The organism is Fulvivirga sediminis, assembly GCF_016757215.1.
GTDB classification, from domain to species: Bacteria; Bacteroidota; Bacteroidia; order Cytophagales; family Cyclobacteriaceae; genus Fulvivirga; species Fulvivirga sediminis.
This window is the reverse complement of sequence record NZ_JAESIY010000009.1, coordinates 285,924-298,129: the sequence shown is the minus strand read 5'-3', so window position 1 is coordinate 298,129 and position 12,206 is coordinate 285,924. Positions and strand designations below refer to the sequence as shown.

Annotated in this window: 10 protein-coding genes; 4 read left to right on the top strand and 6 right to left on the bottom strand. The window is 37.3% G+C overall.

Annotation, left to right across the window (positions count from 1 at the left end; translation table 11 throughout):
- Window positions 1–411 precede the first annotated feature (411 nt).
- Window positions 412–861: a hypothetical protein gene (locus JL102_RS17400; protein ID WP_202245713.1), complete on the top strand. Its 450-nt coding sequence runs from the start codon at window positions 412–414 to the stop codon at window positions 859–861.
- Between the two features lie 79 nt (window positions 862–940).
- Here the strand turns inward: JL102_RS17400 and JL102_RS17395 are convergent, their stop codons facing one another.
- The 5 genes from JL102_RS17395 to JL102_RS17375 all read right to left on the bottom strand — a co-directional run bounded on the left by JL102_RS17395 (window position 941) and on the right by JL102_RS17375 (window position 8,993).
- Window positions 941–3,211, bottom strand: coding sequence for a tetratricopeptide repeat protein (locus JL102_RS17395; protein WP_202245712.1), 2,271 nt, complete (start codon window positions 3,209–3,211; stop codon window positions 941–943).
- A 2-nt stretch (window positions 3,212–3,213) separates the two neighbouring features.
- Window positions 3,214–3,903: a DUF1266 domain-containing protein gene (locus JL102_RS17390; RefSeq protein WP_202245711.1), complete on the bottom strand. Its 690-nt coding sequence runs from the start codon at window positions 3,901–3,903 to the stop codon at window positions 3,214–3,216.
- A complete protein-coding gene (locus tag JL102_RS17385) occupies window positions 3,903–7,817 on the bottom strand; it encodes a zinc ribbon domain-containing protein (RefSeq protein ID WP_202245710.1) in 3,915 nt (1,304 codons plus the stop codon). Before JL102_RS17385 ends, JL102_RS17390 begins: the two co-directional genes overlap by 1 nt.
- A gap of 6 nt (window positions 7,818–7,823) precedes the next feature.
- Window positions 7,824–8,402 carry a hypothetical protein gene (locus JL102_RS17380; protein WP_202245709.1) on the bottom strand — a complete coding sequence of 193 codons (579 nt, stop codon included), beginning with the start codon at window positions 8,400–8,402 and terminating at the stop codon, window positions 7,824–7,826.
- 189 nt (window positions 8,403–8,591) lie between these two features.
- Window positions 8,592–8,993, bottom strand: coding sequence for a hypothetical protein (locus JL102_RS17375; RefSeq protein ID WP_202245708.1), 402 nt, complete (start codon window positions 8,991–8,993; stop codon window positions 8,592–8,594).
- A gap of 151 nt (window positions 8,994–9,144) precedes the next feature.
- Here JL102_RS17375 and JL102_RS17370 point away from each other — a divergent pair, with 151 nt between their 5' ends.
- Together JL102_RS17370 and tssD are read left to right on the top strand one after the other, a co-directional pair.
- On the top strand, window positions 9,145–9,849 hold the full coding sequence (locus JL102_RS17370) for a hypothetical protein (protein ID WP_202245707.1): 705 nt from the start codon (window positions 9,145–9,147) through the stop codon (window positions 9,847–9,849).
- A 44-nt stretch (window positions 9,850–9,893) separates the two neighbouring features.
- Window positions 9,894–10,322: a type VI secretion system tube protein TssD gene (gene tssD / locus JL102_RS17365; RefSeq protein ID WP_202245706.1), complete on the top strand. Its 429-nt coding sequence runs from the start codon at window positions 9,894–9,896 to the stop codon at window positions 10,320–10,322.
- Between the two features lie 266 nt (window positions 10,323–10,588).
- Here the strand turns inward: tssD and JL102_RS17360 are convergent, their stop codons facing one another.
- Entirely contained in the window at window positions 10,589–10,990 is a 402-nt protein-coding gene (locus tag JL102_RS17360) for a hypothetical protein (protein WP_202245705.1), read from the bottom strand.
- Between the two features lie 200 nt (window positions 10,991–11,190).
- Between JL102_RS17360 and JL102_RS17355 the strand changes: the two genes are divergently transcribed.
- Window positions 11,191–12,201: a hypothetical protein gene (locus tag JL102_RS17355; RefSeq protein ID WP_202245704.1), complete on the top strand. Its 1,011-nt coding sequence runs from the start codon at window positions 11,191–11,193 to the stop codon at window positions 12,199–12,201.
- Window positions 12,202–12,206 lie beyond the last annotated feature (5 nt).

Below are 12,206 nucleotides of genomic sequence, written 5' to 3'. Positions count from 1 at the left end.
TATGATTGTAGAACTTAATTACAGCTTAATACTGTCCTGATGATTGGGGGTTGATCCCAAAACTTAATACGATTAAAAAATTGTTGTTCATGAAAAAATGAATGTTTGATTAAAAATCAAAAGTATATATTTAGTTAAATACTTCATTTTTTTTCTTAACAAATTCACAAATATTCTTCTGGGAAATAATATGCTGAAGTTCCTGCTTCATAGATTGGGGTAAATCAAGCTTTTGATGGAATGGTTTATTGCTGACTAAGCTTTCAGTATATTCATGAACATTCGGTAAAAGACTAATTATTCATATCAGTATTAATTACATTCAAATAATTCTGAAAATTTCGGTTTTTGCAAGGTGTTACCTTTATTATCCTAATGAGATACAGATTGTTAGAACTAATAATTTGTATAATGAATAATCAAGGAGAAGTTAAATTGTCATCTAATTGGACTGGTATAGGCTTGTACATTTCGGCCTTCTTTATTTTGATCATGAGTCCTATAGTTATTTTCTCAAATCTGGATCAGGATTTTCATATGGGAATGCTTCTATCTGCAGCTGTCTTTTTAGCTTCAGTAAGCTTTTTGATATACTTGTTTGCCTATTCTTGTGATGCTCGAATTGTGGGGGATAAAATAGTTTTAAAAAAACAATTTAGGCCAGCGAAATCCTACACTTTTGATCAAATTGGTTACCCAACGTCTTTTCAGTTAAAGAAGACTAAGTACATTACAGTGGAAATGAAGGATAATCAGGCAATGGAAAAATATATTATAATTAACTCAAGGTCATTGTTCTCTTCTAGTAAGGATGCGGAACAAACATTGATTAATTTAAGAAATCTTGCCAGAAGGCAATAATAAACGAAAGTTAGAGTCTCTTTAATAGGCTATAAAATAGAAGGCCGTTTCATTATGAAACGGCCTTTACTATCACAAATTAAAAATCCGCACTTACCAGCTCATTCAGTAATTTACTTTCCAATTTTTTGAGTTTATCTTGTTGCTCTTCTGATAGTTCTGCTCCATCTTCTTCTAGGGTTTTTAATAGGCTATAAAGGGTAAATGGGTCATAATCATTGCGGCTAGTCAGGTACTTTTCAAAATCAAAGAGGTCTTGATAGCTAAGCTGCTTTTTACGACTGCAAACTATGCCCAGATACTTCACCGCTTCATCATAATGTCCCAATTGGTAATGGCTTTCCGCTATTATCTTGGCCCACTTAATAGTGCTGTCAAGGTCATCGGAAATGCTAGGGAAGTTATAAAGTATTTCTTCATAGGCTTTTACCGTTTCTTCATACCTTTCTAACTTATACAAAGCAAAAGCCCATTTGGCAGAAAGCACGTCGTTAAATGCCGTAGGTACTATCTCCAGAATTTTATGATATAATTCTACCACAGCAGCATATTTCTTGGCAGCATAAGCTGTATTGAATGCCGAGTAGTAATATACATCAGGTTTATAGCCCATATCAGCTACTTGTATGTAAGCTGCAATAGCCTCTTCTGTCATATTGAAAATAGCATATACTTTTGCATTGACTAAATAATCAATGGCATCTTCAGGCTCGTGAATTAATGACTCCAAAGAGAGCTCTGAAATATTCTCTGGTTTTCCAAATTGTGAATTTTGATCATAACCATCATGGATGAGTAGCTGCATATAGAGTTTATAAATACCGTTCACTGGTTGATGCTGATTAACAGCGGCAAAGTAGTCATAAGCTTTATCAAGTGCATTCAGCTGATAAGCCATATCACCCATAAGCAGAAGGGTATGCAGATAATTTGGGCTTCCTTCTTGGTAAAATTGAAATAGCCCTTGGGTATCTTTAATGGCCTCACTAAAATCATATTTTGCTCTATGTGCCAATGCCCTATAGTATAATGCATTAGCCAAGTCAGCATGCGAACCGAAGTTTTCCAATGATTTAGTAAGCCATTCTACAGAGTTCTTATGATCACCACCACCATACAAGGCCACTCCCATGAGGTAGGCGGTTCTTGCGGTAACCACTTCTGTTTGATGTAACCTGTTTAATATTTGATATAATCTTTGGGTATCTCTCAAACCGAAGTATATCTCTGCATATTCATTAAAATAGACAGCATTGCTAAGACCTTCTTCGTATGCCTCATTAATGAGGTTGAATGATTCCTCATACTTTTCCAAACTAAAATATGCTCGCGCTTTCCCTAAAATGGCCTGTGTATTGATGGGTGTTATTTCTAGAGCCTGGTCATATAACGCTATAGCTTGCTCAGCATTTCCTTCCGCTTTAAGCGCTACACCTTTCAGGTACAACGCCCTGCTGTGTTGCCTGTTTGTAGGACTTTTTTCTTGCCACTTACTAATTGCATCATCCAAAGAGCTAAAAGATTCTGCTATTTTCGGAGCTTCATAGTTATCTAATAAAGTGAAAGTATCTTTATACCTTCTAGACATATTATTTAATTCAGCGAAAGCGAGCAAGCTGTTGTTATTATGAGCTTCTTTGGCACTTAGTACACTCCAAGTTTCTCCGGCCTGCTGCCATTCTCCTCGGCGTGCAAAGTTAAGAGCCAAGTGGCAGTTCATTTCATGTTCTGTAAGAGCAGATTTAGCCATATCAGAAGCTAATAGCTCTTGCTGAAAACGGCTCTGATAGGTTTCTCCACTTACTTCCACTAGTCGTTTGATATTACTTTCATTAATATCAGCATAGCCTTTCCCGGCAAGCGATTCTGCTTCGCGTTGGTAAAAAATTTGGCTATCCATAAGGGCATCAAGATCATGAGGAGCCTGGTCCATAGCTTCTTTTAAGCAGGCTTGGGCCTTGTCGTATTCTCTGTGGTGCTCAAAATAACGCGCCAAGTTCTTTTTTAGCCCAATACTTTTTGGGAATTTTTTAAGACCTTTTTCGAATAAAGGCAACTCACAAAAGCCATAAAAGGAAGTAGCATGCACGTAATCTAATTCTTCTGCATGATTGATACTTTCCAGATATTCAAAATGGTTGAGCACTGCTGTTGCATTTTGCTCTTCATGACCAAAGAGCCATATAAGTGCTTTTATGCTTAGCTTATGATAAGCAATGAGCTGTTCTTCATCATCTATTTCAGGCAATAATTGCTTCGCATGGTTCAAGTTCACTTGCGTATGCATAATATTGCACGCGCGGTACGACTCTCTTGCGGCTTCCAGTATTTTAATAAATTCTTCTACCATGGTTATTTAGTTTCTTCAGACCAGTAATCATTTTTAAATGGGAAAGACTCCATACCTCTAGAGGCATATAGCTCATGATAGCTTCTTAGTATTGGGTTAGTAACAGCAATGGCTTCGTTATTCATATCCATTTCTCCTTTTACAAACTGATCTCCAAGTACTACATTTTTATTGAAGTCTTCCCAGTTGCTAAAATAGCGCCTGGCTAGAGGAGCAATTTCCGTCACTCTACGCCTCAGTTCTTCTTCGGAAAGGTAGCCACACAGCACACAAAGGCGACATAACATGATGTAAGAAGAGATGTCATAGCCAATAAGGCCGCATTTTTTTAATGAAGAGCTATAATGCTGTGCCAAAAGAAGCCTTTTTTTATTAGTATCGGTATCCTGGTCATCTATCAGCGTATTGAAATCTTCCTCAGAGAGCAAATCTGCTTGATGGCTCATTTCATGAAACATTTGGTTATACATCCTGTCATTTGCATAGAAATAAAGCGCATCATTTACATCCTTCTTACTATAAATGTTATGGGTAAATAGATAATCTTTAAAGTAGCTTATTATGCTTGGGTTAGTATGATCATAACCTAGCAGGTCTTCGTGATCACAATTACCCACGGTTTGCATTTGGAGGGCTGATAAACTTATAGCCCAGTGCAATTCATTTTCTGCTGGTAATACAAGCTTGTTCATTATTTGCCTTGAGTTTTAAGTGTTTCAATGGTATTTTCAATCATTTGCTGATGTGCAGGAGTGTATGCTCCAGCACCGGACATAGCTTCTAGAGAAGTAATATATTGCATAGCAAACATAGATCCTTCCAGTAGTTGCTGCATTTGCATAGCTGCGAATTGTCCGTAAGCAGAAAATGGTCCATCAGGGGCGCAAAGCGGGTCTATGATTATCTCCAATAGTTTTTGATAAAGATTAATAGCTGAGCTAATATCATTCTCTAGAAATGGTTTTATCTCTGCTTGCTTCATCATAAGAATAGAGAGTGGCATAGGGTTGTTACTCCTGTCCTTTTTATAATAAGGCAAATGATTAATAAGTTTGGTCATGTTTTCTGGTGTGGCGCTGAAGGTACTCATGAATGTACTTAGCTCCATCAGATCCATAGATATCTCATCAGGATCGTAGTCTATTTCGTCAGGTACCTCTAAGTTTACTGTATGTGCTTCTTCTTCAGAGCTAGTACGTTCAGATTCTGGTTCTTCATCTTCTTGATAAGAGATATTATTATCACTCATCCAACTTTCCAAATCGGTAAGAAAGAAGAAATCTAACTCTTTATTTCTCATTTTAAATTTCAGCATGGTAAGGAACTGATCAGGAATTTCTTCTACCTGCATGTGTTTGAGCACATTTAATATATGCTTTTTATATTCACGCTGAATACGATCCTGGTCATTATCATAGGCTTTCTTATTGATATACCTGAGTAGGTTGTCAACTTCTAATAGCATAAGTTCCGGGTTATCTACAAAGCCTCTGGCTATATCCTCTACGCATTCTTCCATGATGTCATTTACCCATGGTGCACCATGTTTACCAAAGTAATAATCATCCAAATAAGCATATAGTAACTTGATGCCATAGGCTTGGTCCGCCTTAAGGATACATGCTATTTCTTCCTTCACAAACTCATATACTCTATCAGTAATGTTGAAATGGACATCAGCGATTTGCCAGATATAAATAAGAGCACTTTTTTTGTCTTCCATGATGGACGCTACTTGCAGCATAACATTTAGCAGCGGATCTGTCCAGAATTCACGTTCATGATCATCATTCTCTTTATACAAGCCCGTATTGAGCAGACAGATCATGAGCTTATTTTTATCATCTTCCTCAATTAGCACATTGCCCAGATTAGCTCCCAAGTCTTTAAGTGCGTGTAATACAAACTTATTGGTATCAGGATTAAGGCCTTTATAGAAATTTGTTTCGACGTAAGTCAATAATTCATTAAAATCATTGAAGATATAGTCGATTACATACTGTCCGGTAAGTTGAAAGTCTTCTCCCTCTCGCATGACGGTCACCATTTCATCACTCCCAGAATAGGGAACCAAGCACTTGAACTGATCATTGAAAAAGCGAGAACGTTTTTCATCTGTAGCAGTAGCTGCTGATAAATGCAACCACGCCCGAATCATACCTACAGGCACTTCGTTGCTATTTACAGAGAAGGTGAAAAAGTGACGGGCATATTTATCAAATACCGGTCCGTAATAATTAAGAAAGTTATCTCTAATGAGCCAATTTTGAAAATTATTGAGGCAGGCTTCTGGCTGTTTAAAATTTAGGTCATTATGGCGGTGGTAGTATAATATAACATCGCCACTGTCCCAATAAGTCTTATTGCCTAAGGCCTCTATAAAAGGGAAAATACCTTCTTCTGTTTGAATCTGTAAAATACCATCATTCTTTAATAGCTTAGCCTCTTTGTGTGCTTCTAAAAGCGTGTTACTAAACTCAGGATTTTCAAGCAGCAGGGCGGCAAAATCATTAGCCACTGGTTCTATCCATCTATCTATCAGCTGGCTATGGTTAGCTTCTGACCCCATTGTATTTTTGAATGAAATCACCTGGCTGTATTTAGAAACAAAAAGCTCCCAGGAACCTTCAAAAAAGTCATTGATGAAAGTTTCTGTTAAAGTAAAGGCTCGTGGCTCTTCTTTGCTATCTATAAAATAATGCCCAGATAAATACCCTTGACTAAAGGTGATAAAAGTAAACCAGTCTGCAGCCAGGAAATTTTGAGTATTGAATATAGCCTCTATAAAGAACTGGGCAAATACATAAGAAACATGATGACGAGCTTCAGAAAGTGCGTTAAAGATATTGAGAACAACACCCCTGGTTACGCCATCTTTGCTATTGATCTTTCTTAAATGAATTTTAATGAAAAAAAGCAATCTGTTTAAAGCCGCAGCCTCTGGGAAGTTTCCTGCTTTAAATATTAGATAGGCTTGTTGTAAGAATACAGCTCCTTCTTCATAAGTTTTAAGAGCTTCTGGTCTGGCAAACCAAAAGTTTATAGCCTCGTTGTAATTAAGGCTTTCAGGGCAATCATGCTTAATAAGAGCCTCTATGCCATCATATTGTTTGTAGGTTTTGCTGTGCTTAACTACCGCATCAATGTCTTGCTGGCTAACGGAACCAAATTCACCTATAAAATCTAATACGCGGCTATAAAAAGTACGGCCATTTTCATCTTTAAAGTCAGCCGCCCTGTAATCTGTAGCATCGGTAATAAGTGCGATAATCTTTGGGCAGAGCTTTTCGAATGCCTCAGGAAAAGAAGGAGGCTGTGGCTTGCGCTGGTTTAGCTCGGCCATTTTTTCCTCGTTTTCTCTTCTTATCTCTTCATATTTCGAGTTATTATGATAGAGATTGCCAATATTATTGATTTTGTCTTGACTTTTTTGTGCTTGCGCCCTTTTCAAGTCTTCCCAGTGTTCCAGTTGCTTGAGGTAGTCTGCTTTGAGGAATTTAACCTGCTCTTCTAGTACGCTGAACTGTGTTTTAGTGATCTTACCCCCTTCGGCAATGTCCGGTAGACGATTGGGTTCATTAGTAAGTAGCCATCTAAGTGCATATGCTCCTACGGGCGTATCATTTTTCGCTATGTTAACTATTATGTCAACATTATTAAAAAGAAGTGCGGCACTTAGCTTCAGTGAATCATCATGATGGTCGAGGCTTTCTTGTGCTAGTGTTTGAAAGCGATCATATTTAGCATGATTTGTTTTGCCTAACCCATAGAGTAGATGGTAGAAAGCCAAAGACGCATAAGCTTTTAGGTAGCCTATCTTTAGCATGGGCTCTACCAAGTCATGTATTTGCTCAATAAGATCTTTGCCGTTTTTAGTTTGCAGCTCATCTTTTTCTGCGACTATATTCCAGTTAAGCTTAGGCAAAAAGCTATTTATATGGCTAAAAAATAGTACATTTTCCTGTCTGAAAGGCGCTTTTTCATTTAAAATGGTATTAAGTATATCAAGTGTTGCGGCGCTTAAATTTTTCTCTTGAGGAAATGGTGCTATCCTTAAATATGCAATTTTAGCTAGCTCCTGATTGATGTTACTGTTAAACAGCTTGCTACGCTGAAGAAACTCTAAGTCACTTTCGGGGGCGTCTAGCTTAGCATAACTTTTACATTTTTCAATGTAATCATCACTAAAAGGAATTTGGGGCAGAAGTTCTTTTTCTAAAATATTGAACTTCTCTTGCCCTTGTATAACTACTATGCTCTCTAATCGGCGCAGATCCTGTCTGGCCATTTCGATATGAGCATAGTGCTGGTTAAACTGATTCCTATATTGCTCCAGCTTGGGTTCAGAAAGCTCATTTAGCTTTTTAGTGAGCTCTAGCTGATCTACCCCTAAGCTCTTGAGTATACGAGCGGGGCCAAAGTTGGCGTCTGACTGTACCTCATTACCACAGTGCTTACAAAACTTTCCATTGGGAGTAGTGTGAGCACACCAGGCACAACGAACTTCTTCTCTTACTGCTCCGCCACACTGCACACACAAGTCACCGGACTTCCAATCATTGGGCTGTTGAGCGTCGCATTGTTCGCAATATAATACTGTTGTCATAGATATTTATCTTGATTTTCTGATTTTAGCCCATATGGCTTCTTTCTCCTGAGCGGTCATTTCTTTGACTAGCTTTACAATTGAGTTTTTAGATTCTCCCTCTTTCTTTAAGAACAGGCCTATTTCATAGTCTGAAGCCCCTAGAAATTCAGATCCACATTCCCTACAAAATTTCCCGGGTCCGGAGCTATAGCACCAGTGGCAGCTTAGTACAGGCTCCGCTTGTAGGCCACAAGAAATACAAAGGTCTCCGGTTTCATAATCCTTAGGCTGCTTAGCGCCGCAGTGCACACATTTCACTACATCAGAGCTCTCCACTATAATAGGGGTGTTAGAGCTACCGTCACTTTCTTTGCCATTAGTCGCTACAGGCGCGGAAGCTCCCAAAGCCCAGCTCATTACCTTTTGACTTGCCTCTTCGTCAACTCCAGTTACGTCCATTAATGTTTGGTAGTCGCCAATCATAGTAAAATCATCTTTGCTGCATACGCCTGATAGTTCTAAGGCCGTAATATGCTCATCTGTAAGCCCTTTGGATTTTAATATGTTTACCAACAGTTTAGACATGCTGTTTTCAGCTTCCATAATCTTTATTTTTAGTTAGATGATAATTTATTATATAGGATAAGTCTATTGGTAAATGGTCGATTAATCAATTGGTAGGTTTAAGCCTGTCCTATATTTATATTGCTTTCTCTTAGCGCTAGCACCTGGCTAAATAGCACTTCGGTTCAGCATATTATACTCCTCCTTATAAATAGAGTTCGATCTCGTTTATAATGCGTTCTCTAAATATTCTCTGATTTGTAGATCATTAAAGAAACCGCTGTGATGCCCACCATAGCTGGCTCTGATAGTAAATACACCTCCGTCAAAAACAAGGCTTTTGTTAGCTTCGGCATTTTCTTGCTCAATGTTGTGTACTACGATTGTTTGCACACTTTCCTGAATGGCCTCTTTACCTACAGAATCTGAGCAGATTTCCTTAATAGCATTTACAATTCTTTGCAGACAAACACTAGGAATGAATTTAATGGCATTGAGGTCATTGTTAAAAGTACCCCATTGGATGTCGATGGGTAGTTCTTTACCTACTACTTCATTTAGTTCTTTTTGATAATCGTTAAAGTACTGTTCTTTAATAGCTTGAATAGCTTTTTTCTCTTGTAATCCCATAATTAATTTATTTTAAATAATTGAAGCAAAGCTATCATGATAGCTATTAGTAGAGCTAACCACAGAGGGTGATATGCTAAAGTCATGGTATTCAGTGAGGCGGCAGAAAATGATGGAATATAGCTTTGTAAAACATTTTTTATTAAAAGTTATGGAGTTAAAAGCATTATTGTCATTGCAGGCTAAAAAGCCCATGGAGATATTAAAACACGCCAATGAATGGGTAAAAGAAGAAAAGAATAAGGAAAATCCGCAGCCTCCTTTTTTAGTTATCCGCACAGCTCATAGTTACTCAGAAGGGTGGCTTCTAAACTATGATGAATCAGAAGGGGTGGTACTGCTCGGGTCGATGGATGGTCGCAAAGTAGATTTAAAATATCTATATGCCGGAGCTATTGAATCTTTGGAGCTCCCCAGTGCTCAAGGGTGGCTATTTAAGCTTTCTGATGGCGAAAATGAGGAATTTTTAGATGAGAGTTCAGCGCCTAGTAAACTGCAGATTACCTCTCATAGCAAAAAAGTGAGTGACGTCCTTAGTGAACTTTTAGCGAAGAATCTTTCTATTAAAGTGGACACGGAAGGAGCCCATGGGGAGGAGGCTATGAAGCCTGTTATGAGGATGCTATGGATGGGAATAATTGATAAGATAAAAACAGTGATAGCAACCATATCTGAAGAAGAAATGGGTAAAGAGGCTTTGCAGGAAAATGTGAGTGAAGTATTACTAGTTGCTAGTGAAGATAATGCTATTAGTCTTGAATCAGGTACATTGAAATTAACGATGGATATGAGAAAAGGAGCCAAAGGCATTTGGTCTAATGATGTTATGCAAGAGAAAATAGAGGAGAAACTCTGAAAAATATGATAACAAAAAGCTTAATACTGTTAAGCATGGCTTTAATGATGAACCTCAGTATAAGTTATGCTCAGGAAACTGGCCCCATTCCTGATATAGTCATCAGAATGAAAACGCCGGATGAGAAGGAATATCACGAATATCATTTGCAGTCAGTAGACTATTTTTATATACGTGAAACCTATGATAAAAATGATACTATTCCTAAGCCAGATGTTAGCATAACTCTTACCTGGTCCACCATTGCAGATGAATATTTATTGAGGTGGATATCTCAGAGCACCACTGAAATGAGAGGGGAAATATTAATTAATGATAAGAACAGTGGAGAGCTTATTAGAAAATTGACTTTTAGCGGAGGTAGAGTTTATTCTTACAATGAATCTTTTAGTGGCGGTTATAGCTATTCAGCTTCACCACAAATGAGTATTAATGTGAGAGAAATACGCTTTAATAATATTGCCATGTATTAATGGTAGGTTTCTAGAAAATCCCTGGTGCTGACGAGCGTTCAGTCCAGGGATTTTAAAAGGCTTTTTTACCTCTAATTTTTTATAATTACAAGCTTTCACATGTACTAAGGCTTTCAAATAATTCATGACTAATTAGTGCCTTTCTTTACATCTAGAATTTGGCACCTTTCTGAATTAAGAGCTGATTGCCTATCTAATAAATGGTTATAAAAAAAGTGCTACTCCTAAAGGAACAGCACTTCAACGAACACAGAGATCAATCAATATTATAAAGCGTTCTCTAAATATTCTCTTATTTGAAGATCAGTAAAAAATCCGCTGTGATGCCCACCGTAGCTGGCTCTGATAGTAAATACACCGCCGTCAAAAACCAGGCTTTTGTTAGCTTCAGCATTTTCTGGTTCTATATTATGAACTACTATGGTTTGTATACTTTCCTGAACTGCTTCTTTTCCTATAGCATCAGAGCAAATTTCTTTAAAAGCATCTACCGTTCTTTGTAAGCAAACGCTAGGAATAAATTTAATAGCGTTTAGGTCTGTGTTAAACGTATCCCACTGAATGTCAATAGGCAATTCTTTACCTACTACTTCGTTAAGTTCTTTTTGATAATCGTTAAAGTATTGATCTTTAATACCTTGAATAGCTTTTTTCTCTTTTAATCCCATAACAAATTTCTTTTTAAATAACTGAGGCAAAGCTATCATGCGGGTCGCTTTTATAAGTAACCACTAGCGGTGAAATGGTAAACTCACGGAATTCAGTGAGGGCTTTTTTTGACTATGATGAATGATAAGAATCACGGAATTCAGTGAATAAAAGCGGTTTTTATTCATTTAACTTTAAACTGTCAAAAAATTCAATACCAATGAAGATTCTTATTTATATAGGAGTAGGGCTGATAATATTAATTGTAATAGCAATGATACCTTTTATAATACTAAAATTTGGAATGGACTTCATGTTGCTATTCTCTGTTTCTGAGAAGAAAGCAAAAGCTGAATTAGAAAAAGTCATTAAAGATGAATACAATAATGCCTGGGTAATCACTGATGTTAGCAGACACTATAATGAAGGGAATATGAACCCTAATATGTTTTATTACGAGTTGGAATCTGTGGATAATCCTGAAGTAGAGTTTATATTTTACTGGGATGCAAAGAAAAAGACTCCAAAAAAATCTTATGATGGGCAAGAATATACATTGGCTACTCAATACCAAAAAGCTTTAGAAGCGTACCGGCGTAGAAAGGATTTACAAACAGTGTTGGGGCCAGATGTTAAAATAGGAGAAATTACTTACTGGACGATTAATTTGGAATTGAACCATGAACCCATGGCTACAGAGATCAGAGAGTTGACAGTAAAAACAGCACAGATTTTTCAGCCGCATATAGGAGATTATACTTCCTCCATGAAGATTAAGTTTATTAGCCCGCAAGAGCCCAACGGACTATTTAGAACACCTATTACCGCCACTACGCCAAAGAAAGATGTATACATTGATTTTAATGGACATGCTTCTGACGGGCGGTTAGCCAAGGTGAGGGAGCAAGCATTGATTCAATTGAAGAAAAAATTAAGTACAGAACATCCTGATTATAATATAGAGCCGTATCTCCGGTATCATTGGCTTAATCAGAATAATGTTAATAAGCTATATGCCGGTTTTGAAGTGTCTAGGCCTACTATTGAAGGTGATGATCGTCCTGCTACTCAGGAGCTAAAAGGAATTATGTTATGTCATCTGGATTTAGCTTCAGCTAGTGTCACCTATAGTGAGTTTATTCCTTGTGATAAAGATAATATAAATGCCACGTTGGATAGTATTAATGATAATATACCTGAGATTTATATAAAAGAAGAAAATAAGCACTAAGAGCC

Excerpts from the sequence above, each read along its gene's own strand:
- JL102_RS17400 (WP_202245713.1), top strand. The coding sequence starts at position 412 with ATGAATAATCAAGGAGAAGTTAAATTGTCATCTAATTGGACTGGTATA.
- JL102_RS17395 (WP_202245712.1), bottom strand. The coding sequence starts at position 3,211 with ATGGTAGAAGAATTTATTAAAATACTGGAAGCCGCAAGAGAGTCGTAC.
- JL102_RS17390 (WP_202245711.1), bottom strand. The coding sequence starts at position 3,903 with ATGAACAAGCTTGTATTACCAGCAGAAAATGAATTGCACTGGGCTATA.
- JL102_RS17385 (WP_202245710.1), bottom strand. The coding sequence starts at position 7,817 with ATGACAACAGTATTATATTGCGAACAATGCGACGCTCAACAGCCCAAT.
- JL102_RS17380 (WP_202245709.1), bottom strand. The coding sequence starts at position 8,402 with ATGGAAGCTGAAAACAGCATGTCTAAACTGTTGGTAAACATATTAAAA.
- JL102_RS17375 (WP_202245708.1), bottom strand. The coding sequence starts at position 8,993 with ATGGGATTACAAGAGAAAAAAGCTATTCAAGCTATTAAAGAACAGTAC.
- JL102_RS17370 (WP_202245707.1), top strand. The coding sequence starts at position 9,145 with ATGGAGTTAAAAGCATTATTGTCATTGCAGGCTAAAAAGCCCATGGAG.
- tssD (WP_202245706.1), top strand. The coding sequence starts at position 9,894 with ATGATGAACCTCAGTATAAGTTATGCTCAGGAAACTGGCCCCATTCCT.
- JL102_RS17360 (WP_202245705.1), bottom strand. The coding sequence starts at position 10,990 with ATGGGATTAAAAGAGAAAAAAGCTATTCAAGGTATTAAAGATCAATAC.
- JL102_RS17355 (WP_202245704.1), top strand. The coding sequence starts at position 11,191 with ATGAAGATTCTTATTTATATAGGAGTAGGGCTGATAATATTAATTGTA.